Raw genomic sequence first — 22,765 nt, 5'->3', positions numbered from 1 at the left:
GATAAAATGATTTTCATCATATTTTTTAATCTTTAGATTTTAATGTTTTGCGACTCACATAAGAAGTTGCAAATGTCGTAAAAGCAACGATACTAATCGAACTTAAAGGCATTAAAATTGCTGCGATGACGGGTCTCAATAATCCTGAAACAGCAAAATAAATCCCAATTGCGTTATAAAAAAATGAAAACACAAAACTTAATTTGATGATAAAGATACCTTTTTTGGAAACTTTAAGAAAATTATTAAAATTCTTAAATTGATCCGCACTCATAATCGCATCACAAGCGGGTGAAAAAACATTTACATTTTCGGAAATTGCAATTCCAACATCTGCTTGCTTTAAAGCACCAGCATCATTTAATCCGTCTCCTAACATACAAACCTGCTTTCCTTCATCTTGCAACTTTTCAACAAAACGCATTTTTGAATCTGGTTTTTGATTAAATTTCATCTGTATCGTTTTAGGTAACAACTTTGACAAGTATTGTTTTTCGCCAGAATTATCTCCTGACAAAATCACAAGTTTGTGTTCTTGATCTAAGGTTTCAAACAACTCTACCAAACCTTCTCTATAAACGGTATCAAAAATAAATTTTCCTAAAACTTTATTATTCTTTTGAACAAAAACAGAAGTTTCTGTCGGATTAATGGTTTCTTTTTCAGCTTCAACAAAACTTGCTGATCCTAATTTATATGCATTTGACTGTGATTTTGAGGTAATACCCTGTCCTAAATGTTCATCAAAATTATCGATTTCTTCAGTGGGTGTAGAATTTAAAAATGAATACAATTGACGGCTCAACGGATGATTTGAGTTTCTAAAAGAATCCTTCAAAACACCTAAATCTTTTTCTGTTAAAGCTTCGCCTTCATAAGTAATATGACTTTTTTGGCTCGAACTGATCGTTCCCGTTTTATCAAAAACAAAAGTATCAATCGCAGCAAATTGCTCTAAACTGATAATGTTTTTCATATAAAAACCATGCTGCCCAAAAATTCGCAGTAAATTCCCTAAAGTAAATGGAGTCGCCAATGCAATCGCACAAGGACAAGCGATAATTAAGACAGCTGTAAATACATTAAGCGCCATGTTAGGCTGATAAAACAACCAAAAAATCAAAGCTGTTGTTGCGATACTCAAGACGGTAATAGTAAACCTTTTACTAATTTTATCGATTAAGGTTTGAAAACGCGGATTGTAATCTTTTTGAAAAACATCATTACTCCAAAGTTGAGTCAAATAACTTTGTTCCACTGATTTCTCTGCAACAATCTCTATAGCTTGTCCTTTAAGTTTTCCGCCTGCAAATAATTTATCACCAGATTTTTTTTCAATTGGATCAGCTTCACCTGTCACAAAACTATAATCGACTTCACAGGTTTCTGTCATCAAAATAGAATCAACTGGGATTAGCTCTTCGTTTCTAATCAATAAACGATCGCCTTCTTTTATTTTATAAACTTCAATATTCTCTTCAGTTTTATCTGTGTTGATTTTTGTAATTGCTATTGGGAAATAAGATTTATAGTCGCGTTCAAATGACAAATAATTGTATGTTTTCTGCTGAACAAATTTTCCTAATAACAAGAAAAAAACCAAACCTGTTAAGCTATCGAAAAAACCAGAACCAAAATTAAAAGCAACGTCTACAAAACTCCTTAAAAAAAGCACTGTGATTCCGAGTGCAATTGGCACGTCGATATTCAGCATTTTGGAACGCAATCCTTTATAAGCCGAAATGTAATAATCGCGTCCTGCATAAAAAACAACAGGCAAACTAAAAGCGAACATCAACCAGCGAAAAAGAAATTTATATTGATCTAACCAATATTCTGAGACTTCAAAATACTCAGGAAATGAAAGAAACATCACGTTTCCAAAAGCAAAACCTGCAACGGCAATTTTATAGATTAAAGAATTATCAGTTGCCGTTTCTTTTTTATCGATATTATCTAAGCTAATATAGGGCTCGTAACCTATTGAAGTCAAAAGTTCAACAACTTCCTTTAGACTTGTGCCATCATTTTTGTAAGTAATATTAATCGTCTTTTTAGGGAAGTTGACCTGAGATTGACGAATATGTGGATTCAATTTATTTAGATTTTCAAGAATCCAAATACATGAACTACAATGAATATGTGGAATGTATAAACTGATAACCTCTGTTGAGCCATCAGAAAAATCAAGTAATTTAGCCTTAATTTCTTCTTGATCTATAAAATCAAATTTACCTTTTATATCTTCTGGTGTTGCACCTGGAGAAGAAGCTAAATCATAATAACAATCGAGATCGTTTTCTGAAAAAATCTCATAAACTGTTTTACAACCTTGACAACAGAAATGTTTTTCATCGTGTAAAATATCGAATTGTGAACAAGCATCTCCACAATGGTAACAAGATTCTACTTTAGACATTAAATAAAATTTGCAGCAAAATTAAAAGTTTTACAAGATACATAAAATGATAATCATCAGCTATGATTCTATCTTTTTTAATAATCCTATATTTGTCAAAACCATAATCATGAAAAAAACAGTAATCCTCCTCCTATTTGCATTTTTCTATCAAACTTATCAAGCGCAAGAATGGTATGATGATCAATGTGATATCGAAACCAAAATTGATCTTAAAACTTATAAAAAAGAGAATGTCAGAAATATTTTGACTATTATAATTGATCAAGAAAACACTTTGATCCTCAATGATAAACCTTACCCTCAGATGTCTGAAGTGAAGTTTAAGGAATATATTTTAGACTTTATCACAAATCCTGAAAACAAGAAAACATCTGCTGAATCACCTAAGTCAGCAATCATCGCTATTTCTTCTTTTGGTGAAAAAAACAATATGCAGATGATTGAGAATTATGTTCGTGAAGTTTACCTCTATCTTTGGAATCAAAAAGCCGTTCAAGAATATGACAAACAATGGCCAAATTTAAATTGTAAGAAGAGAGAGAAAATCATAAAAAAATATTTCCCTTACAACCTTTACAAAATAGAAAACGAGTCTGATACTTCAAAAAAGAAAGAAAATATGTTTCTTTCAACACCAACTTTTAAAGGTGACGTTAATGACAACTAATTCTTAAGAACAAGAGTTTGATCTTTTAAAAACGAAAAAGCTTCAGATTTGATATAAGTGACTTCAGAAGAATTAATTTTTTTTCTAGAAACTTCAAAACTGTCTATTTTCCTGACGCCTGCTTCGTCACATTTACAAAAGGTTTGCACGTAAATAGACATTTTATCTCTTGTTAATTCAGATTGAGCTGGATAAGAAAAACTGATTTTATAAGATTTTAAATCCGCTGCATAAGCTAAATTCGGATCGTTAGAATTGACACTCATATACATAATGTCATAATTTTCATCAACTCTTGTCTTTAAATACATCGCACCGATGCCATCCTGAACTTCGATTAAATTTTTCCCTTTTTCAAATTCTGCCTCACAATGAAATTTTTCTTGACAGATCGTTTCTGTCATCGGCTTATTTTTTGTGCTTTGACAGCTTATCAACACCAAAGCAAACAATAGATATAAAATTCGCATTTTCTTTATTTTGATGGCGAAGGTACAAGAATTTTAAAATATAAGTTTTGTTTAACTTTTAAACATTTTAATTGAACAAAATAAAATCTATTTTTGAAATATGTTATATAAAGTACACACCAAACAAGCACTCCCTATCAGCCGCCAAGAGGCTTGGGATTTTCTTTCTGATCCTCGAAATTTAGAAAGAATCACACCCAAAGATATGGGTTTTAAAATTACATCAGGCGGAGATAAAGCCATGTATCCAGGACAAATCATTCAATACAAAGTGAATCCATTTCCAGGGTTTACAACCAATTGGGTGACTGAAATCAAACAAGTTGATCATCTTAATTTTTTTATAGATTCTCAACTTTTCGGTCCTTATAAATTATGGCATCATGAGCATTTTATTCATGAAATTGAAGGTGGTGTGATGATGGAAGATTTGGTACATTATAAATTACCACTAGGTTTCTTGGGTAGAATGGCACATTCATTTTTAGTAAAACCGAGAATTGATGAAATTTTTGAAACACGTAGAAAAAAAATGATCGAACTATTTGGAACGATCTCTTAAAATAAAAAAAATGAAAAAGACAATATTATTGATCGGAGGCTCAAAAGGTATTGGCCTCAAAATTACAAAACTTCTACAAAGTGATCACGACGTTTATGTCGCTGCACGATCAAAAGGAGAACTTGACACTGAAAAAGTCAATTATCAAGAATTCGATGTCATGGAGAATGATATTGATGATTTAGATTTACCAGACACAATTGATGGATTGGTTTATCTACCAGGCTCAATCAATTTAAAACCCTTCAAGATGATGAAAAATGAAATCTTTGAAGAAGATTTTCAGATTAACTTTATGGGCTTGGTCAAAACAACCCAAGCGCTTTTACCTAAAATAAAAAAATCAAATCACGGAAGTATTGTTTATTTTAGCACAGTTGCTGTCCAAACAGGGATGCCATTTCACACAAGTGTCGCTGCTGCAAAAGGCGCCATTGAAGGTTTTGCGCGTTCATTAGCTGCTGAATATGCGCCAACTGTTCGTGTCAATGTGATTGCGCCATCATTGGTCAATACTGATTTAGCAGATAAATTATTGTCTCGTGAAAAGCAAAAAGAAAAGATGGATCAGCGTCATCCATTACAACGTGTTGGTGAACCTGAAGATATTGCTCAAATGGCGAGCTTTCTTCTTGAAGAAAAATCATCTTGGATGACAGGACAAGTGATTGGTGTTGATGGCGGAATGTCGAGTTTAAAAATTAATTAAAATAACATGAGTAAAAAAGAGCTTTCGATTTTTTGGTTTAGACGCGATTTGCGTTTTCAAGATAATGTAGGATTGTATCACGCACTTAATGATGAATATCCTGTATTACCCATTTTTATTTTTGATAAAAATATTCTTGATGAATTACCAAAAGATGATGCTCGCGTTACTTTTATTCATGAGACAGCTCAAAAATTAAGAAGTCAACTTCAAGAAAAACACGACTCCTCTTTAGCGATGTTTCACGGAACACCTGAAAAGGTTTTTGATGAATTATGTGGTCAATATAACATCAAAAAAGTTTTTACAAATCGTGATTATGAAAGCTATGCATTAAAAAGAGATGCCAAAATAAAAGCCAATTTAGCTAATTTAGGCATCGAATTTCATGACTTTAAAGATCAAGTGATTTTCGAAAAAGATGATGTCGTCAAAAATGACGATAGCATGTATTTGGTATTTACACCTTACATGAAAAAATGGAAAAAAGTTTTTGAAGATTATTCCATTCAAGATTATAACTCAGAAAACTATCTTGATAATTGCTACAAAAATCAACGCCTCCCAAATTTAAGTTTATCGGATATTAACTTTGAGAAATCAACAATTGAAGTTAAAGACTATCAACTTGATCAAGATTTTATTAAAAATTACAACGACACCAGAGATCTTCCCGCCATTGAAGGAACGTCTCGCTTGAGTCCGCATCTCAGATTTGGCACTGTTGGCTGCAGAAATATTATAAAGAAAGCCTTAGAATCTTCTGAAGAAACTTTTCTAAATGAATTGATTTGGCGTGAATTTTATAAAGCCATTTTACATCATTTCCCTGAAACTGAAACTCGCGCTTTTAAACCTAAATACGATGGCATCAAATGGCGCAACGATAAATCAGAATTTGAAAAATGGAAAAAAGGTGAAACTGGTTATCCAATTGTTGATGCCGGCATGCGACAACTTAATGAAACGGGTTGGATGCATAACCGTGTGAGAATGATTGTGGGAAGTTTTTTATGTAAACATCTTTTAATTGATTGGCGTTGGGGCGAGGCTTATTTTGCAGAAAAACTTTTGGATTACGAAATGTCATCCAACTTGGGCGGTTGGCAATGGGTTGCCGGCTGCGGTGTTGATGCAGCGCCTTACTTCAGAATTTTTAATCCTGAATCGCAAACTAGTAAGTTCGATAAAGACAAAAAATACATCAAAAAATGGGTACTAGAATTTGACACAAATAAATATGTAGAACCTATTGTTAACCACAAAGAAGCGCGTGAGCGATGTTTAGAAACCTATAAATCGGCTGTGAAAGCTAGCTAATTATTGGAAATGTCGCCTTGCTTGAATCAAATCTTCAGGCGTATCAATACCAATGCTAATTTCGTCTGTTTCAATCATCTTAATTGTTTTACCGTTTTCAAGGTGGCGCAAACATTCTATTTTTTCAGCAGCTTCAAGAGGACTCATCGGCATTTTGTAAAAATCGAGTAAGGCTTGTTTTCTAAAAGCATAAATACCAACATGTTTATAATAAGCCACTTTCACCTCTTTATCTCTATGAAAAGGAATCGGTGAGCGTGAAAAATATAATGCCAAACCTTCAAGGTTAGTAATCACTTTAACGTTATTCGGATTTTCAATCGCTTCATATTCAACTAATTTAGTTTTCAGAGAAGCTAAATCAATCTTATGCTCAGTATCAGTTTCAAAAACTTTCAAAAGTTTTGACAAAGCCTTTTCATTGATAAAAGGCTCATCACCTTGAACATTAAGAATAATATCAGCCTTAATTTGTTCAGCAGCTTCAGCGATTCTATCACTTCCACATTCGTGCTCCTTTTCACTCATGATGACTTGACCTCCATTATCTTTGATTTCATCAAAAATTTGCTGACTATCCGTCACTACATAAACAGCGTCAAAAAGTTGAGAATTTAAAGCAGCTTCATAAGTTCTTAATATAACAGTTTTACCAGCTAAATCTTGCATTAATTTACCTGGGAAACGACTCGCTTCAAAACGTGCCGGAATCATTGCAACAACTTTCAAATTTGTTTTCATTCTATAATATTATCAATATTTTCATCAAAAAACTCATCTTTAAAACCAATCAAATATAAGCGTTCTTTAGCTCTGGTAAAAGCAGTATAAAGCCAACGCAAGTAATCTTCATTCACGCCTTCCTTTAAATAAGGTTGCTCTACAAAAACAGTATGCCACTGCCCACCTTGGGATTTGTGACAGGTCATGGCGTAACTAAACTTGACTTGAAGTGCATTAAAATATTTATTCTTCTTAAGTTTTAAATACTTTTTATATTTTGATTTCTCATCAGCATAATCTTCTAAAACAGCTTCATATAAAGCGTTAGACTGCTCATAACTCAAAGCAGGACCATTTGTATCTAAAGTGTCTAAAACAATGACAGTTTCAAAAGGATTCATGTCAGGATAATCAACCATTTGAACGCGAACTTCTGCAAATCTAAATCCGTAAAGTTCTTTGATTGCATATATTTCAAGGATTTCAATAATATCTCCATTGGCAATAAAACTCGCTTCTGATGAAGACTTTAGCCAAAAATAATTGTTTTTAACCACCATCAAATAATCACCAGCTGCAATTTCGTCTTCTCTAAAAAGAATTCGAGATCGTATTTGTTGATTATAAATATTGGCACGTTTATTTGACCTGACAATGATTGCCGTTTCTTCATGACCTAGATTATCAAATGAATCATTGATCGCGTTCATTATATCATAACCATCAACTAAACGAACCACATCATCTTTATTAGTGATTTTTAATTTAAAATGATCATACTCACCATCGCTTAATAGCTGTCGAATATAGGTCGCATTATATAAAATTTCACTTTCTTGCTGTTGACGTAAAACTTCATCAAGCTCAATAGATTTGACATCCATCTGAAAATGTGATGACAAAGTGTGCTCAGACAATGCCGGACTCAATTCCGCATTAACAGGAGGCAACTGTGCTGTATCTCCTATGAAAATGAGTTTACAATTTTCACCAGAATAAACATATTCAATTAAATCATCTAACACAGAACTACTATTTAGCAAGTCGGCTCCTTGAGGAAAATCAGGAATCATGGAAGCCTCATCAACAATGAAAATAGTGTTTTTGTGTTTATTCTCCTGAGGAACAAATTCGATTCCACCTCCAGATTTTTTCTTAGGGAAATAAATTTTTCTGTGGACGGTATGTGCGGTGCGTTTACTGTAACTCGAAATCACTTTTGCTGCACGACCTGTTGGTGCGCATAATGCAATGCGTTGACGAGATTTTGAAATATTCTTAACTAGCGTACTGATAATTGTTGTTTTACCAGTTCCTGCGTAACCTTTTAAAACAAAAATACTTTCCTTGGAAGAGTCAATAATAAAATCAGCTAATAAATTGAGTGCCAGATTTTGTTTAATTGTCGGCTGGTGTCCAAACTCGCTGACTAAATGTTTATAAAACTTAGACTTGTCCATGAATACGATCGATTTCATCAAGATATCAAATATAACAAGCTTTTTTAGATGCAAAACTTTTCTGATAAAAAAAAAATTGTAGATTTGTGCTTAAGCAATAAATAACAAACTCAAGCATGAAAATTGTAATTCAAATCGTACTCACTGTCGTTATAGGGGTTTTAGGATATTATACTTACAAATCTGTTTACGGGCCTGTAGAGTTTAACAAAGTTAAAGAAAAGCGTTACCAAAAAGTTATTTTAAAACTTAAAGATATTCGTGATGCTGAAATGGCTCACAAAGAAATCAATGGTACATTTACAGGATCTTTTGATAGCCTAGTTAAGTTTCTTGATACAGCACAATATGTTGTCACACAAAGAAGAGATACAACTTTCCTAGATGAAGAATACAAAAAGACTTACGGCGTTGATAAATACGTTGAAGACGTTGTTATTGACACATTGGGATATACCTCTGTTAAAGATTCTTTATTCAAGAAAACTAATCGTTATAAAGACATGATGAATGTCCCTTATACCGATAACAAGAAATTTGAATTGAAAGCTGGCTACTTGCAAAAAGACAACAACAAAATTGCTGTTTTTGAAGCTAAAGTTAATAAATCTGACATCTTAAGTGATTTAGATCAAGATTTAGTTGTTCAAGAAAAACAAACGATTGCCGTTGATGGTGTTAATGGAGAATACATTAAAGTAGGCTCAATGTCAGAAGTTAATACAAGTGGTAACTGGCCTAAAAACTATGGCGATAACGAGTAACATATATAGTTCGAAAAACTTTAAGAAACTGTCCATTCTGTTATCTCAGGATGGACTTTCTTTTTTGTACTTAGACGTAGATAACGACTTGGTCAATGAAGTTTATGAAAGCTACAGAACAGAAGATTCTTCACCTATAGAAGCTGAAAAATTAATTGATGAAGAATTTAAAAAGCTTGAGAATTTCGATTTTGAGATCAACCTCATCTATCAAAATATAGATTATACATTAGCACCTTGGAACTTAATTGAAAATCACAACATGAGTGATTACATTAAATATAATGTGCAACTCTATGAGGGAGACAATTACAGCAAGGATCAAACAGGTTTTAATAATATTTCGACTTTATTTATCCCGTATGCGAATGTTAATAATCAGTTAGTCGAAGCTTTTGGAGAATTCAAACATGAGCATCAAACTTCTCGATATCTCAAAATTCTAGGAACCTCAGATTATGATCAGCCACATTGTTATTGTTTTATCAATCATGATCAAGTTGACATTGCCATCCTTTCAACAAAAAAATTAGAGCTTTTCAATACATTTACTGCTGAAAATATTGAAGATGTAGTGTATGCGATTCTCTATTGTCTAGAAGTGAACGCGTTTGATAGATCTGAAATTATTTTGAAGTTGATCAATTTTGAAATTTCATATCCTGAAAAAGATTTTGCAAATTATTTTAAGCATTACATCAAAACATTCGAGTTTAAAAACATGATCACCTCTAAATATGTTGATCACACAAACAATCCGCATCTTCACAATCATTTATTCCTCAACAGTTTATGAGAATTATTTCTGGCATACATAAAGGCAGACGCATTCAAGCGCCTAAAAATCTTCCAACTCGACCAACAACCGACAGAGCAAAAGAAGCTTTATTCAATATTCTTGAAAATCAATACAGTTTTTCTGAAATCAGTGTTTTAGATTTATTTTCAGGCATTGGCTCTATTTCTCTTGAGTTCGGTTCGCGAGGTGTCAGAGATATCGATTTGGTTGAGAAAAATTCAAATTGCATTAAGCACCTCAACAAAACCTTTGAAGATTTAAACTTAAATGTTAGTATTGATAAACGTGATGTTTTTCTATACATAGAACAAAACAAAAAAAGTTACGATGTCATTTTTGCTGATCCGCCTTATGAAATAGAGAAAGAAAAGCTCAATGATTTGATAGAAATTATCAATCAAAACGAAATGCTTAAAGATGAAGATTCACAAATTATCATTGAGCATAGTAAGTTTCTAAGCCTTGAAGATCATCCTCAATTTATACAATCAAGACGTTATGGTTTGTCTAACTTCTCGTTTTTTGAGAAAATTTAAGTTGAATCATTTTCAATAACACATGAAAATCCTGAGGAAATAAAGACAACTTTAAACAAAATCAAATTTGAAACAAGTGTCGTATCAGATCAAAACAAAAAAATTCATAAGGGTCTAAAGATTGAACATAATGGCATCATGATTTTGCCAAGAACTGTTTTAATCAATAAAAAGAATGAAATTATTTGGTACGGAACACCTTCTCAGCTCAATAAAAAAATGATTAATCAATTTTTAGAAGCAAATGAAGAACTTTAGTTAGGTTTCATCTCTATTATTTACAAACTTTAATTATAACAAAAGCCATCTCAAAATGAGACGGCTTTTGTTTTGCATCAAACCTAATGAAAGAGTTTATTAAGACTGCTCTTGTTGTTTAGCAATTGCAGCTGATAACTTTTTATAAGTTCCGTTTTCTAAACGTTCTCTGATAGCTGAGAAAGCGACTAAAGTATCTTCAATATCTTGCATTGTATGTGTTGCAGTAGGAATCATTCTCAACAGAATTAAACCTTTAGGAATAACAGGATAAACAACAATTGAACAGAAAATACCATGATTTTCACGTAAATCTTTAACAAGAGCCATCGCTTCAGGAATACTTCCTTTTAAATAAACCGGCGTAACACAACTTGTTGTTGTTCCAATATCGAAACCTCTTTCTTTTAAGCCACCTTGTAAAGCACGAACGTTTTCCCAAAGTTTGTTCTTAAGCTCAGGCATCGTTTTTAACATCTCAAGACGTTTTAAAGCACCTTCAACAAGTGTCATTTGCAATGATTTAGCAAACATTTGAGATCTGAGGTTATATTTTAAATAGTCAATAACTTCTTGATCACCAGCGATAAATGCGCCAGTACTCGCCATTGATTTTGCAAAAGTTGCAAAGTAAACATCAATATCGTTTTGCACACCTTGCTCCTCTCCTGCTCCAGCACCAGTTTTACCTAGCGTTCCAAAGCCATGAGCATCATCAACTAATAATCTGAAGTTGTATTTCTTCTTAAGTTCTACAATTTCTTTAAGCTTACCTTGCTCACCACGCATTCCGAAGACACCTTCAGAAATCAAGAGAACACCGCCTCCTGTTTGTTCAGCAATTTTTTCAGCACGAGCTAAGTTTAACTCGATGCTGTCCATGTCGTTGTGTTTATAAGTAAAACGCTTTCCTAAATGTAATCTGACACCATCAATGATACATGCATGCGCATCAACATCATAAACGATAACATCATCTTTGCCTACTAAAGCGTCTATTGTTGAAAGGATTCCTTGGTAACCAAAGTTTAGAACATAGGCTGATTCCTTTTGAACAAAATCAGCAAGTTCATTTTGTAATCTTTCGTGCAAATCTGTGTGACCACTCATCATACGAGCGCCCATTGGGTATGCACTACCATATTTCTCAGCTGCTTCTGCATCCACTTTTCTAACTTCAGGATGATTTGCAAGTCCAAGATAATCATTGATACTCCAAGTAATGACATCGCGTCCTTGAAACTTCATTCGATTACTAATTTGACCTTCAAGTTTAGGAAAAACGAAATAGCCTTCAGCTTGATCCGCCCATTTACCAAGAGGTCCTTTATCTCTATAAATTTTTGAAAATAGATCTTTCATAATTTAATTTTGATTCAAATTTTTTGACAAATGATATTAGCGCGTTGTGCTAACATCTTCTTTTTGATTTTTCTTAGTTTCAGGTCTCGTAAAACCTTGCTCTTTCATCCAAGCGTCGCTGTAGATTTTGCTCATATAACGCGAGCCATGATCAGGGAAAATAATAACAACATGACTGTTTTCATTAAACTCGCCTTGTTCTGCTAATTGCATAACACCTTGAAGAGCCGCACCACTTGTGTAGCCTACGAAAAGACCTTCAGTTTTTGCAATATCTCTAGCCATAAATGCACTTTCTGCATCAGCTACTTTTGTAAATTTATCAATAATTGAGAAATCTGTCGCTCCTGGAACAAGATTTTTACCTAAACCTTCTATTTTGTAAGGATAAATCTCATCCTTATCAACTTCACCAGTTTCATGATATTTCTTTAGAATTGAGCCAAAAGCATCAATTCCTAAAACTTTAACTTCAGGATTTTTCTCTTTCAAGAATCTTGCTGTTCCCGAAATAGTTCCGCCAGTTCCACTACAAGCAACTAAGTGTGTGATTTCACCTTTGGTTTGTTCCCAGATTTCTGGACCTGTTGTCAAATAATGTGCATCGATATTTAATTCATTAAAATACTGATTCACATAAATTGATCCTGGTGTTTCCTCATGAATTCTCTTTGCAACTTCATAATAAGAACGCGGATCATCAGCAGGCACATTTGCAGGACAAACATGAACTTCAGCTCCCATTGTTTTTAGTAATGAAATTTTATCTTCAGAAGATTTATCACTCACTGCCAAGATGCATTTGTAACCTTTAACAGCACTTGCCATAGCAATGCTGAAACCTGTATTTCCTGAAGTGGTTTCAATTATTGTATCTCCAGGTTTAATCTTTCCTTCTTTTTCAGCTTTATCAATGATGTATAGAGCTATTCTATCCTTAGCAGAATGGCCTGGATTGTGAGCTTCGTACTTAACGAAAAAATCGCCTTTAAGATTTTTTGTAATGTTATTAAGGCGTACAAGAGGCGTACAACCTATCATTTCTAATACATTATCATGAACACTCAAGTCACCATGCATAAAACACTTTTCTTTACCACGCATATATTCGTTCACAGGTTTTATTACAGTCCGCAAAATTACACTTTTTTTTTAATTATTTTAAGATTCCAGCTAATTCAAAGATAAAAGCATACTCTTTTGCTAATTCTTTCAGTGCCTCAAATCTTCCAGATGCACCACCATGACCAGTCTTCATGTTGGTCTCTAAATAAACTTTATTCGTATTGTTTTTTTGTAACCTTAAGCGCGCCACCCATTTCGCAGGCTCCCAATATTGAACTTGGGAATCATAAAACCCAGTTGTGACAAGTAAATGTGGATATTGACAATCTTTAATATTATCGTAAGGCGAGTAAGATTTAATGTAATGATAATATTGGGCATCATTAGGATTTCCCCATTCATCATATTCACCAGTCGTTAATGGAATGCTATCATCTAGCATCGTCGTGACAACATCAACAAAAGGAACTGCCGCAATCATGCCATGGTATAAATCTGGTCGCATATTCATAACTGCGCCAACAAGCAAGCCTCCTGCTGAGCCACCCATTGCGTATAAATGCTCAGGACTTGTATATAAATGCTCAATCAAATATTCTGAAACAGCGATAAAATCTGAAAAAGTATTTTTCTTTTTTAATAATTTTCCATCTTCATACCATTGTCGCCCTAAATACTCACTTCCTCGAATATGAGCGATAACAAAAACAAAACCGCGATCTAAAAGCGACAATCGTGTTGATGAAAAGTGCGGATCAACTGTGTGTCCGTAACTTCCGTAACCATACTGCAACAAGGGATTTTTACCATCACGTTGAATGCCTTTTTTATAAACAATAGACATTGGTATTTTTACACCATCAGCAGATGTTGCCCATGCGCGCTCTGCAATATAATTTGAAGCTTTAAAATTTGGATCCAAAACTTCTGATTGCTTCATCACGACTTCCGTCTGATCTTTCATATTAAAATCAATGACAGATGTTGGTGTAGTTAATGAACTATAAACATAACGCAATGTATCAGTTTCGAAATCAGGATTTGAAGACGTCCCTAATGTGTATGTTTCACTTGAAATCGGCACAAAATAGTCTTCTGACAAATCCCATGACAAAACTCTTAGTCGTGTCAAACCATTAAAACGCTCTGTCAAAACAAGATAATTTTTAAAAATATCAGCGTCTTCAAGTAGAACATCATCACGATGCGAAATCACATCTTCCCAATGCTCAACTTCAGTTTTGTCGATTGGTGTACGCATGAGTCTGAAGTTAGATGCTCCACCTTTATTTGTCAAAATATAAAAGTAATCCTCATAATGTGCAACGCTGTACTCTAAGTTTGGAGTTCTTTTCTGAATGATTTTAAAATCAGCATTTGGCTTATTTGCTGAAATGAATCTATATTCATCTTGTAAAGTACTAGACGAACCTATGATGATAAAATCACGCGATTTTGACTTAAAAACATAAGTATTAAATGTAGCATCATCTTCTTGATAAACAAGTTCATCTTCGGTATTGTTTTGATCAAGGTGATGCTTGTAAATTTGATGAGATCTTAGAGTTTGTGGATCTTTTCTAGTATAAAAAAGCGTTTTATTATCACTTGCCCAACATGAACTTCCAGTTGTTTTTTCAATTTTTTGATCTAAAATCTCACCTGTTTCAATGTCTTTGATATGAATTGTATATTCACGGCGGCTGACATTGTCCACTCCAAAAGCTGCTAATTTATTATCTGGACTAATTGAAATACCTGATAACTTATAATAATCGAAACCTTCTGCCATTTGGTTGACATCAAATAAGATCTTCTCCTCCGCATCAATGTGATCTTTTCGTCTTGTATAAATCGGGTAATCTTTTCCTTTCTCAAATTTAGCTTGATACCAATAGCCATCTAAGAAATATGGAACTGAAGAATCATCTTCTTTAATTCGAGATTTCATTTCCTGAAATAAATCTTGAGTGAAATCTTCTAAGTGTTGTGTTTCCTTTTTATAGTAAGCATTCTCTTCTTCTAAATATTTGCGAACTTCTGGATTCTCACGCTGATTTAACCAATAAAATTCATCATGACGTTGATCACCATGTGCTTCTAAAATTTTAGATTCCTGCTTAGCTTTTGGAATACTCATAGTTATTTATTTTTTTGCAAAGATAACTTTTTGTAATACCTCACTCATTTTAAAAAACTTTAAAATCAATTCTCTTTAATTCATTTTTATAAATTTGTAGAAAAAAATTATGTTTGGAGATATGATGGGGATGATGAGTAAACTCAAAGAAGCCCAACAAAAGGTTGAAGAAACTAAGAAAAGATTAGACACTGTCACACTTTCAGAGCAAAGCAATGATGGTCTTTTAAAAGTGACAATCACGGCAAATCGCGAGATAAAGTCTTTAGATATTGATGATGAATTGTTTGAAGATAAGGAACAACTCGAAGATTACTTGATCTTGACACTTAACAAAGCGATTCAGAAAGCAACAGAAGTGAATGAAGCTGAAATTTCGGCTGTTGCCAAAGATGGCATGCCAGATATTCCTGGCTTAACAAGCTAGTTTAAAACTAATTTCGTAATTAAAGGATTTGGTAATTGCTCGTTAAGCCGGGCAATTATTTTTTCCTTTCCATAGCTTAACTCTTCTCGCAAAGCAGAAGATTTTAGGCTGACTCTTAAAGTCCCATTATTGAAATCAACTTTTTCGGTATAATTTTTAATTCCATTGCCGAGTTCACTGTACCAAAGTTCTTCAATTTCAACTTTGTCAAGACCTTTATTCAGATGCATTTTATCTTTAAATAGATCAAGAGCATCTTTCATACTCAATTCTTCTCTATTCCTTTTATTCTTCAATTTCAATAGGTTTAAAACGTTTATAAATGTAATAAAAAGATGAATCGTTTTTAACAACGAGCTTCTCTTCAGTCAACTCAATAATAGTCTCTCGCCATTGATCAAATTGATTATCATAAATAATTCTCAAACTGTCATTTTCATATTTTAAGCTAAATTCCTCTTGATCTTTACTAGCTTTGTCTTTACCGATGAGTTGCGGCTGAACTTTTTTACGAAAGCCAGAGGAATCTTCTACGTAAAAATAATCCACAGTTGTGCTAACTTTATATTGTTTATCACCAAAAGGTGTTTCTGCTTTATCGATTTCCCAATAACCTTCAAGATTTTTCAAATCAAAATCTTTAGGTGATTTTTCGCAAGCTGTCAATAAAACTGCGATTGATAAAAGGTAAAATATATTCTTCATTATTCTTAATTGCTTAAATTAATCATTTTATAATTTTCCGTACTCGATTTCACAACATCTTCAGTACGTTCTGCGTGTGTGTCACTGATAAAAAGTTGTCCCATATCTTCATGTGTCACCATTTGAATAATTTGCGCCACGCGATTTTCATCTAACTTATCGAAAATATCATCAAGAAGCACAATGGGTTTAAAGCCTTTAATGTTTTTTAAAAAATCATATTGTGCAAATTTTAAAGCAATCAAATATGATTTCTGTTGACCTTGTGAGCCAAACTTCTTTACCGAATGACCATTAATCTTAAATTTTAAATCATCTTTATGCGTTCCAACTGTTGAATATTGTCTTTGCAAGTCTTTTTGTTGCGCCTCGACAAATAAAGCATTGAGATTTTCAGAATCGTTCAGTTGGCTTTTATAATGCAAACTTATTTGCTCACGACCACCACTAATGTCTTTGTATCTCTTTTGTAAAATAGGTTCAAATATTTTGACAAAAGCTTGTCTTTTTTCATAAATCACTTCAGCTAAGTCATTCATTTGATCGTTGTAAACCGCTAAAGAATCACTGTTAAATGTCCGATTGACAGCGAAATACTTCAGAAGCGCATTGCGTTGTGATAAAAGCTTTGAATATTTCAGAATGGTTTCAAGATATTGTATATCTCCTTGTGCAATAACGCCATCCATAAATTTTCTTCTTGTTTCACTCCCTTCTAAAATCAAATCTCTGTCTGTTGGCGTGATAATAACAAGAGGAATCAAGCCGATATGATCACTTATTTTGTCATAAATTTTAGCGTTTCTTTTCAGAACTTTTTTCTGTCCTTTTTTAAAACTCACAACAATACGCTCGTTTTTATCAGAAATTTCTAACGCACCATCAACAACAAAAAAGTCGTCTCCGTGATGAATATTTTGACTACTAATGGGATTATAGTAACTTTTACCGAAAGCTAAATGATAAATTGCGTCTAAAATATTTGTTTTTCCTATTCCATTTTGACCCACCAAACAATTAATATGCGCATTAAAATTAAGATCTAACTGACTGAAGTTCTTATAGTTTAGCAAGGATAATTTGTTAATTTGCATAGGTGAAAAATTCTCTGGAAATCAAATATTATTAAGAGAAGCGAAAATATCAAATAAAATGTATTTTTATATCGTGATAAAAATTATATTTTTGCGCGTCTATATAAACTGATATAACGATATTATGGCATCATACAAGAAAAGAGGATATAAATCTTCAAAGAAAGCTTCAGACAAAGATCAAAACCAAGTTGAAGATCACGACTCAACAACAGCTGAAGTTTTTGAAACTTTAGATGAAAAAGCGAATAAAACTGAGCGTTTCGTCAGTCAATACCAAAAGCAAATCTTCGGTGTCATTATCGTCATTATCGTTGGTGTTATCGGCTTCTTAGGCTACCAAAAATTAATCGTTGAGCCTAATGAAAATGAAGCTGCAAACGAACTCAACCAAGCGCAAGTTTACTTCAAAGACGCTATTGAAGCACAAAATAAACCAATGAAAGACTCGCTTTACAAGCTTGCGATCAACGGTGGAAATGGAAAATTTGGTTTTGCAGATATTTCTGATCAATACAGCGGAACAAAATCTGCTAATCTTGCAAATTACTACGCAGGAATGTCATACTTCAAATTAGCTGAATACAAAAAAGCGATTGAATATTTAGATAATTTCAAAGCAGACGATCAAATTTTAATGCCTATTGCACAAGGAACAATTGCTGATGCATTCCAACAAATTGGACAGCCAGATAAAGCACTTTCATATTATGAAAAAGCTGCAAAAATGAAATCAAATTCATTTACAACGCCTAAATATTTATTAAAAGCAGGCATTACAGCTATTGAATTAGGGAAAGCAGATGTTGCAGTGAAGCATTTGAACAACCTAAAAGAAAAATACGCAGATAGCCAAGAAGCTAAAGATGCAGAAGTTTATATAGGACAAGCTAACGCAATGTAATCATGGCAACCGCAGGAACAGACCTTTCGTTTTACGACAAATCAGTATTACCTGAAGCAAAGGATTTCAGAATAGGAATTGTTGTTTCAGAATGGAATAATGACATTACAGGCAATCTATTTCAAGGCGCATTTGACGCCTTGACAGATTGCGGTGTTCTCAAAGAAAACATCGTCAAATGGGACGTCCCTGGCAGTTTTGAATTGATTTACGGCTGCAAAAAAATACAAGAAAGTTACGACATGCTTGACGCTGTTATCGCTATTGGAAACGTGATTCAAGGAGAAACAAAGCACTTCGATTTTGTTTGTCATGGCGTTACGCAAGGCATCACAGACCTCAATGTCAAAAGTGATATTCCAACCATTTTTTGTGTTTTAACAGATAACACAAAACAACAATCTATCGATAGATCTGGAGGAAAACATGGTAATAAAGGTGCTGAAGCTGCAATTGCAGCAATCAAAATGGCACAATTAAGAAAAGAGGCTAAGTTTTAATCAAAATCAAATCTTTTACTTTTCTTAAATTATAGGCTTTGCTTATATAGATCGCTAATATTTCATTAAATTTGATTTTTCTAAACTGAACTATGTTTAAAGTAAAATCATTCAAATTAAGAAAAAATACGCGATACAACTATACGCCTCGCTATTATGATGGCAAAAAAGTAGATAACGTTTACGAAATTGATTCGACTTTTAACAAATTCAAATCAACACACAACTCAATCGACTTTGGCTCTCACTGGTCTGATGTACGAAAAAATAGCAGAACAAGAGGTAATCGTTCCATCAATAAAAGAGTGATTCTTATCGCTCTTGTTTTAGTTTTTATTTTCTTATGGATCATTGATTTTGATTTGTCAATATTCAGTCAATAGTTTATGAAAAGGAGAATTCAGTTACTGCCAGATCATGTCGCGAACCAAATCGCTGCTGGTGAAGTCGTCCAGCGTCCTGCTTCTGTTGTTAAGGAACTCATAGAAAATGCTGTTGATGCCAATGCACAACACATCAATTTGTTGGTAAAAGATGCAGGTAAAACTCTTGTGCAAGTGATTGATGATGGCGATGGCATGACAGATACTGATGCCCGACTATCACTTGAAAGACATGCGACTTCAAAAATTTCAAAAGCCGAAGATTTATTTAAAATTCATACCAAAGGTTTCCGTGGCGAAGCGCTTGCATCTATCGCAGCGATTGCGCATTTGGAGATGAAATCAAAAACTGATGATAGTGACATCGGTGTTCAAATCAATGTTGAAGGCAGTGAAGTAAGTCAGCAAATTCCAACGGTGACGCCAACAGGAACCTCAATTGCTGTTAAAAATTTATTCTTTAATATTCCTGCTCGCCGTAATTTCCTGAAATCTGATAGTGTTGAACTCAAACATATTATTGATGAATTTCAGAGAGTTGCATTAGCGCATCCAGATATTAGTTTTAAAATGATTCATAACGGCAATGAACTTTTCAACTTGCCACAATCAAATTTAAGACAGCGTATCGTCGGAATTATGGGAAGCAAAAGCAACGAAAAGCTTGTTCCTGTTAGTGAAGATACTGATCTCATAAAAATTAGAGGCTTTATTGGTAAACCTGAATTTGCAAAGCGCTCTCGCGGCGAACAATTCTTCTTTGTGAACAATCGATTTATCAAAAATAATTATTTGAATCATGCTATTACAATGGCTTATGAAGGTTTGTTGAAAGACAAAACACATCCCTCCTATTTTCTCTATTTAGAAATTGATTCAGAACGTATTGACATCAATATTCATCCAACTAAAACTGAAATAAAATTTGATGACCAGCATGCGATTTATTCGATTTTGCAAAGTGCTATCAAACACAGTTTAGGTCAATTCAATATTGCGCCAAGTCTTGATTTTGAAAAAGATTCAAGTTTTGAAACCTCATATCGTCAACATAAAAATCCTGCAAAACTTCCAGAAATAGAAGTTGACAGGGATTTTAATCCTTTTAAAGAAGAAAAGCAAAACCCAAGACCTCAAGCTTCATTTCAACAAAGCTCTTTTCAGCATGAGAAAAAAGCAGTTCCGAGCAATTGGGAAGATTTATATAACGTTGAGTCAGCAATTGCAGATGACCAGCAACAAACAAATTTATTTGAAGATAAACAGGTTGAACAATCCTCAAAATCTTTTCAACTCAACAACAAATATATTGTCACGCCGTTTAAATCTGGCGTTTTGATGATGAATCAACATCGTGCTCATTTCAGAATTTTGTATGAAGAATTACTCAAAAATATCACTGAACAACCTGCTGCGAGTCAGCAATTATTGTTTCCGCTAGAGTTGAGTTTAAATGTGCATTCAATTGAAATTTTTAAAGAATTAAAAGAATCTTTAGAAAACACAGGATTTTCTTTTACTAAAATGACAAATCAAAGCGTTGTGATTAATGGCATACCTGATATGATTCAGGAGAGTCAAGTAGATCAAATCATAGACGAATTATTTTCTGAATTTGAAAATGAGATTCCAGAAACTGGTTTTGAAAGCAATACGATTCTCGCCAAATCTCTTGCAAAAAATATGGCGATCAAAAATGGTATTTCTTTAAAAGAAGATGAACAACAGCAGTTGATCAACTCTCTTTTTTATTGTAAAGATTATTTACAAACACCTGATGATAAACAGATTTTCATTAATTTATCCGTCGATGATATCGATAAAAAATTTGCTTAAATGGGAAGAATAACAACCACTGTTAAAACGCTTTTAATAGCGAATGTCCTTTTTTTTATAGGTTCTCAATTTATAGGTGATTTTGCTTATAAGCTTTTTGCTTTATGGTTTCCTGAGAATCCAAATTTTCAGATTTGGCAGGTTGTCACACACATGTTCATGCATGCGCAAGAAGGCATCTCACATATTTTGTTTAATATGTTTGCACTTTACATTTTCGGGAGTGCTTTGGAGAACTATTTAGGACAACAAAAATTCTTGTTTATCTACTTTTCAGCAGGACTTGGTGCAGCAGGTTTACAAATTTTATTTAGCTATTTCAATTTTAACTCAGCTTATGAATATTATGTCAATGCTGGTGTTTCTCCTGATCAAATACAAAATATGCTGCAAACTGTCTATGAAACCGGCCAATATCAGGTTTATGATAAAATCCCTCAAGACGTCACAACAGATTTATTAAGAACTTATATCGTTCCTATGGTTGGCGCTTCAGGAGCTATTTTTGGTATTTTGGCTGCCTTTGCAATTGTGTATCCAAATATGCCATTATACATTATATTTGTTCCAATTCCGATTAAAGCCAAATACCTCATTGGTGGTTATTTTGCCATTAATGTATTTTCAGCTTTAACTGGTTTGTCTTTATTTGGGCCATCAAATACAGCTTATTGGGCGCATATAGGTGGTGCAATTATCGGCTTTATTGTGATGTGGTATTGGAAGAAAAATGAGTTTAACGCGAATAGGTGGAACTAAAATGAATTGGAAAGATAATTTACGTTACAAATACAACACTGCAAGTATTTTAGAAAAATTCATTGCAATTAATATTGTGATGTTTGTGCTCACCTTTGCTTTTAACACAATTGGTTTTCTTTTTGGATCTAGCGGAAATAACTTCCTGATAGAATGGCTTGTTTTTCCAAAAGATTTATCGGATTTATTGTTCAAACCATGGTCCATTCTTACCTATGCATTTTTACATGCTGGCATATTTCATATTTTATCAAATATGATTGTTCTTTACTTTTCTGGCCAAATTTTTCTCAATTTTTACAGCCGTAAAAAATTTGTGAATTTCTACATTTTAGGTGCTATTTTTGGAGCGCTTATTTTTGCCCTGAGCTATAATTTGTTTCCAGCTTTTCAAGGCACAGGAAAATCATATCTCATTGGTGCATCAGCTTCTGTCATGGCTATTTTGGTTGGTATCGCTACAAAAATTCCTGATTTTCAGGTTCGCTTGATGTTTTTAGGAAATCTTAAATTGTGGTGGATTGCAGCTGGTCTTGTTGCTTTGGATTTTATTCAAATCCCTTTTGGAAATCCAGGCGGACATCTTGCACATTTAGGAGGCGCAGCCATTGGCTATCTTTATACAAAACAGCTTGAAAAAGGAAATGACATCGGCTCTTGGATTGAAAGTACTATCAATGTTATTTCTGATTTTAGCTTTTCTTCCAAATCTAATCCGAAAATGAAGACTGTTTATAAAAACAAGCAAAAGAAAACAGAGAAGAAAAAATCCAACCAAAAGGATAAAAACAATCAGGAAAAGATTGATAAAATTTTAGATAAAATCAGTAGTAGTGGTTATGGCAGCCTAACTAAAGAAGAAAAAGACTTTTTGTTTAGAGCTGGAAAAGATTTATAAAA

General features: G+C 33.3%; 24 protein-coding genes. 14 read left to right on the top strand and 10 right to left on the bottom strand.

All coding sequences use genetic code 11. From position 1 onward, the window contains the following. Positions 1-25 precede the first annotated feature (25 nt). Positions 26-2,419, bottom strand: a complete 2,394-nt coding sequence (locus CAP47_RS03385) for a heavy metal translocating P-type ATPase (protein ID WP_100775383.1) — start codon at positions 2,417-2,419, stop codon at positions 26-28. Positions 2,420-2,528: 109 nt separating this feature from the next. Here CAP47_RS03385 and CAP47_RS03380 point away from each other — a divergent pair, with 109 nt between their 5' ends. Next, entirely contained in the window at positions 2,529-3,089 is a 561-nt protein-coding gene (locus tag CAP47_RS03380) for a hypothetical protein (RefSeq protein ID WP_153043482.1), read from the top strand. Here CAP47_RS03380 and CAP47_RS03375 read toward each other — a convergent pair. Then, positions 3,086-3,493 carry a hypothetical protein gene (locus CAP47_RS03375; protein WP_143521327.1) on the bottom strand — a complete coding sequence of 136 codons (408 nt, stop codon included), beginning with the start codon at positions 3,491-3,493 and terminating at the stop codon, positions 3,086-3,088. The genes CAP47_RS03380 and CAP47_RS03375 overlap by 4 nt on opposite strands. A 166-nt stretch (positions 3,494-3,659) precedes the next feature. Here CAP47_RS03375 and CAP47_RS03370 point away from each other — a divergent pair, with 166 nt between their 5' ends. From CAP47_RS03370 to CAP47_RS03360, 3 genes are read left to right on the top strand one after another with little or no spacing between them, the layout of a single operon-like run. Then, positions 3,660-4,121, top strand: coding sequence for an SRPBCC family protein (locus CAP47_RS03370; RefSeq protein ID WP_100775381.1), 462 nt, complete (start codon positions 3,660-3,662; stop codon positions 4,119-4,121). A 10-nt stretch (positions 4,122-4,131) separates the two neighbouring features. Next, positions 4,132-4,830 (top strand): SDR family NAD(P)-dependent oxidoreductase, encoded by a 699-nt coding sequence (locus CAP47_RS03365; RefSeq protein ID WP_100775380.1) that lies wholly within the window; start codon positions 4,132-4,134, stop codon positions 4,828-4,830. A gap of 6 nt (positions 4,831-4,836) precedes the next feature. Further along, complete coding sequence (locus CAP47_RS03360; RefSeq protein ID WP_100775379.1) at positions 4,837-6,150, top strand: cryptochrome/photolyase family protein; 1,314 nt, start codon at positions 4,837-4,839, stop codon at positions 6,148-6,150. On the opposite strand, the gene kdsB is transcribed toward CAP47_RS03360, so the two are convergent. Together kdsB and CAP47_RS03350 are read right to left on the bottom strand one after the other, a co-directional pair. Continuing rightward, positions 6,151-6,891 carry a 3-deoxy-manno-octulosonate cytidylyltransferase gene (kdsB, locus tag CAP47_RS03355; RefSeq protein WP_192869937.1) on the bottom strand — a complete coding sequence of 247 codons (741 nt, stop codon included), beginning with the start codon at positions 6,889-6,891 and terminating at the stop codon, positions 6,151-6,153. After that, positions 6,888-8,333, bottom strand: a complete 1,446-nt coding sequence (locus CAP47_RS03350) for an ATP-dependent RecD-like DNA helicase (RefSeq protein WP_100775513.1) — start codon at positions 8,331-8,333, stop codon at positions 6,888-6,890. The genes kdsB and CAP47_RS03350 overlap by 4 nt, the downstream gene beginning before the upstream one ends. Positions 8,334-8,449: 116 nt before the next feature. On the opposite strand from CAP47_RS03350, the gene CAP47_RS03345 reads away from it, so the two are divergent. From CAP47_RS03345 to rsmD, 3 genes are read left to right on the top strand one after another with little or no spacing between them, the layout of a single operon-like run. Then, entirely contained in the window at positions 8,450-9,097 is a 648-nt protein-coding gene (locus CAP47_RS03345; RefSeq protein ID WP_100775378.1) for a hypothetical protein, read from the top strand. Beyond that, the gene (locus tag CAP47_RS03340; protein WP_100775377.1) at positions 9,081-9,893 is read left to right on the top strand and encodes a DUF3822 family protein; all 813 of its coding nucleotides are present in this window, start codon (positions 9,081-9,083) and stop codon (positions 9,891-9,893) included. The genes CAP47_RS03345 and CAP47_RS03340 overlap by 17 nt, the downstream gene beginning before the upstream one ends. After that, positions 9,890-10,432 carry a 16S rRNA (guanine(966)-N(2))-methyltransferase RsmD gene (gene rsmD / locus CAP47_RS03335; RefSeq protein ID WP_100775376.1) on the top strand — a complete coding sequence of 181 codons (543 nt, stop codon included), beginning with the start codon at positions 9,890-9,892 and terminating at the stop codon, positions 10,430-10,432. Before CAP47_RS03340 ends, rsmD begins: the two co-directional genes overlap by 4 nt. A gap of 357 nt (positions 10,433-10,789) precedes the next feature. Here the strand turns inward: rsmD and CAP47_RS03330 are convergent, their stop codons facing one another. The 3 genes from CAP47_RS03330 to CAP47_RS03320 all read right to left on the bottom strand — a co-directional run bounded on the left by CAP47_RS03330 (position 10,790) and on the right by CAP47_RS03320 (position 15,257). Then, a complete protein-coding gene (locus CAP47_RS03330; RefSeq protein WP_100775375.1) occupies positions 10,790-12,052 on the bottom strand; it encodes an aminotransferase class I/II-fold pyridoxal phosphate-dependent enzyme in 1,263 nt (420 codons plus the stop codon). A gap of 36 nt (positions 12,053-12,088) precedes the next feature. Further along, entirely contained in the window at positions 12,089-13,132 is a 1,044-nt protein-coding gene (locus tag CAP47_RS03325) for a PLP-dependent cysteine synthase family protein (RefSeq protein ID WP_100775512.1), read from the bottom strand. 76 nt (positions 13,133-13,208) lie between these two features. Further along, positions 13,209-15,257 (bottom strand): S9 family peptidase, encoded by a 2,049-nt coding sequence (locus tag CAP47_RS03320; protein WP_100775374.1) that lies wholly within the window; start codon positions 15,255-15,257, stop codon positions 13,209-13,211. Between the two features lie 109 nt (positions 15,258-15,366). Here CAP47_RS03320 and CAP47_RS03315 point away from each other — a divergent pair, with 109 nt between their 5' ends. Beyond that, positions 15,367-15,684, top strand: a complete 318-nt coding sequence (locus CAP47_RS03315) for a YbaB/EbfC family nucleoid-associated protein (protein WP_093240689.1) — start codon at positions 15,367-15,369, stop codon at positions 15,682-15,684. Here the strand turns inward: CAP47_RS03315 and CAP47_RS03310 are convergent. From CAP47_RS03310 to recF, 3 genes are read right to left on the bottom strand one after another with little or no spacing between them, the layout of a single operon-like run. Next, positions 15,681-15,980 carry a DUF721 domain-containing protein gene (locus CAP47_RS03310; protein WP_234953094.1) on the bottom strand — a complete coding sequence of 100 codons (300 nt, stop codon included), beginning with the start codon at positions 15,978-15,980 and terminating at the stop codon, positions 15,681-15,683. The genes CAP47_RS03315 and CAP47_RS03310 overlap by 4 nt on opposite strands. Beyond that, the gene (locus CAP47_RS03305) at positions 15,970-16,389 is read right to left on the bottom strand and encodes a lipocalin family protein (protein ID WP_100775373.1); all 420 of its coding nucleotides are present in this window, start codon (positions 16,387-16,389) and stop codon (positions 15,970-15,972) included. The genes CAP47_RS03310 and CAP47_RS03305 overlap by 11 nt, the downstream gene beginning before the upstream one ends. Before the next feature lie 5 nt (positions 16,390-16,394). Beyond that, positions 16,395-17,483, bottom strand: coding sequence for a DNA replication/repair protein RecF (recF, locus tag CAP47_RS03300; protein ID WP_100775372.1), 1,089 nt, complete (start codon positions 17,481-17,483; stop codon positions 16,395-16,397). Positions 17,484-17,607: 124 nt separating this feature from the next. Between recF and CAP47_RS03295 the strand changes: the two genes are divergently transcribed. From CAP47_RS03295 to CAP47_RS03270, 6 genes are all read left to right on the top strand, one after another. Beyond that, entirely contained in the window at positions 17,608-18,387 is a 780-nt protein-coding gene (locus CAP47_RS03295; RefSeq protein WP_093240698.1) for a tetratricopeptide repeat protein, read from the top strand. A 2-nt stretch (positions 18,388-18,389) separates the two neighbouring features. Next, positions 18,390-18,887 carry a 6,7-dimethyl-8-ribityllumazine synthase gene (gene ribH / locus CAP47_RS03290; protein ID WP_100775371.1) on the top strand — a complete coding sequence of 166 codons (498 nt, stop codon included), beginning with the start codon at positions 18,390-18,392 and terminating at the stop codon, positions 18,885-18,887. 92 nt (positions 18,888-18,979) lie between these two features. Beyond that, a complete protein-coding gene (locus tag CAP47_RS03285) occupies positions 18,980-19,270 on the top strand; it encodes a hypothetical protein (protein ID WP_093240702.1) in 291 nt (96 codons plus the stop codon). Positions 19,271-19,273: 3 nt separating this feature from the next. Then, complete coding sequence (gene mutL / locus CAP47_RS03280; RefSeq protein WP_100775370.1) at positions 19,274-21,106, top strand: DNA mismatch repair endonuclease MutL; 1,833 nt, start codon at positions 19,274-19,276, stop codon at positions 21,104-21,106. Then, the gene (locus CAP47_RS03275; protein WP_093240709.1) at positions 21,107-21,865 is read left to right on the top strand and encodes a rhomboid family intramembrane serine protease; all 759 of its coding nucleotides are present in this window, start codon (positions 21,107-21,109) and stop codon (positions 21,863-21,865) included. It abuts the gene before it with no gap. After that, a complete protein-coding gene (locus CAP47_RS03270; protein ID WP_238140941.1) occupies positions 21,837-22,763 on the top strand; it encodes a rhomboid family intramembrane serine protease in 927 nt (308 codons plus the stop codon). Before CAP47_RS03275 ends, CAP47_RS03270 begins: the two co-directional genes overlap by 29 nt. The last annotated feature ends 2 nt before the right edge of the window (positions 22,764-22,765 follow it).

Source organism: Psychroflexus sp. S27, from assembly GCF_002810405.1.
In the GTDB taxonomy this organism is placed as follows: Bacteria; Bacteroidota; Bacteroidia; order Flavobacteriales; family Flavobacteriaceae; genus Psychroflexus; species Psychroflexus halocasei_A.
Note: the sequence above shows the minus strand (reverse complement) of the source record. Positions and strands in the feature narration are given on the sequence as shown.

Bases quoted from the DNA above. Each gene is read 5' to 3' on its own strand.
- CAP47_RS03275 (WP_093240709.1), top strand. From the start codon at position 21,107: ATGGGAAGAATAACAACCACTGTTAAAACGCTTTTAATAGCGAATGTC.
- CAP47_RS03330 (WP_100775375.1), bottom strand. From the start codon at position 12,052: ATGAAAGATCTATTTTCAAAAATTTATAGAGATAAAGGACCTCTTGGT.
- CAP47_RS03340 (WP_100775377.1), top strand. From the start codon at position 9,081: ATGGCGATAACGAGTAACATATATAGTTCGAAAAACTTTAAGAAACTG.
- CAP47_RS03270 (WP_238140941.1), top strand. From the start codon at position 21,837: ATGAGTTTAACGCGAATAGGTGGAACTAAAATGAATTGGAAAGATAAT.
- CAP47_RS03385 (WP_100775383.1), bottom strand. From the start codon at position 2,419: ATGTCTAAAGTAGAATCTTGTTACCATTGTGGAGATGCTTGTTCACAA.
- CAP47_RS03360 (WP_100775379.1), top strand. From the start codon at position 4,837: ATGAGTAAAAAAGAGCTTTCGATTTTTTGGTTTAGACGCGATTTGCGT.
- CAP47_RS03350 (WP_100775513.1), bottom strand. From the start codon at position 8,333: ATGGACAAGTCTAAGTTTTATAAACATTTAGTCAGCGAGTTTGGACAC.
- CAP47_RS03295 (WP_093240698.1), top strand. From the start codon at position 17,608: ATGGCATCATACAAGAAAAGAGGATATAAATCTTCAAAGAAAGCTTCA.
- CAP47_RS03380 (WP_153043482.1), top strand. From the start codon at position 2,529: ATGAAAAAAACAGTAATCCTCCTCCTATTTGCATTTTTCTATCAAACT.
- mutL (WP_100775370.1), top strand. From the start codon at position 19,274: ATGAAAAGGAGAATTCAGTTACTGCCAGATCATGTCGCGAACCAAATC.
- kdsB (WP_192869937.1), bottom strand. From the start codon at position 6,891: ATGAAAACAAATTTGAAAGTTGTTGCAATGATTCCGGCACGTTTTGAA.
- CAP47_RS03345 (WP_100775378.1), top strand. From the start codon at position 8,450: ATGAAAATTGTAATTCAAATCGTACTCACTGTCGTTATAGGGGTTTTA.
- CAP47_RS03315 (WP_093240689.1), top strand. From the start codon at position 15,367: ATGTTTGGAGATATGATGGGGATGATGAGTAAACTCAAAGAAGCCCAA.
- CAP47_RS03370 (WP_100775381.1), top strand. From the start codon at position 3,660: ATGTTATATAAAGTACACACCAAACAAGCACTCCCTATCAGCCGCCAA.
- CAP47_RS03365 (WP_100775380.1), top strand. From the start codon at position 4,132: ATGAAAAAGACAATATTATTGATCGGAGGCTCAAAAGGTATTGGCCTC.
- CAP47_RS03325 (WP_100775512.1), bottom strand. From the start codon at position 13,132: ATGCATGGTGACTTGAGTGTTCATGATAATGTATTAGAAATGATAGGT.
- CAP47_RS03305 (WP_100775373.1), bottom strand. From the start codon at position 16,389: ATGAAGAATATATTTTACCTTTTATCAATCGCAGTTTTATTGACAGCT.
- CAP47_RS03320 (WP_100775374.1), bottom strand. From the start codon at position 15,257: ATGAGTATTCCAAAAGCTAAGCAGGAATCTAAAATTTTAGAAGCACAT.
- recF (WP_100775372.1), bottom strand. From the start codon at position 17,483: ATGCAAATTAACAAATTATCCTTGCTAAACTATAAGAACTTCAGTCAG.
- ribH (WP_100775371.1), top strand. From the start codon at position 18,390: ATGGCAACCGCAGGAACAGACCTTTCGTTTTACGACAAATCAGTATTA.
- CAP47_RS03285 (WP_093240702.1), top strand. From the start codon at position 18,980: ATGTTTAAAGTAAAATCATTCAAATTAAGAAAAAATACGCGATACAAC.
- CAP47_RS03375 (WP_143521327.1), bottom strand. From the start codon at position 3,493: ATGACAGAAACGATCTGTCAAGAAAAATTTCATTGTGAGGCAGAATTT.
- rsmD (WP_100775376.1), top strand. From the start codon at position 9,890: ATGAGAATTATTTCTGGCATACATAAAGGCAGACGCATTCAAGCGCCT.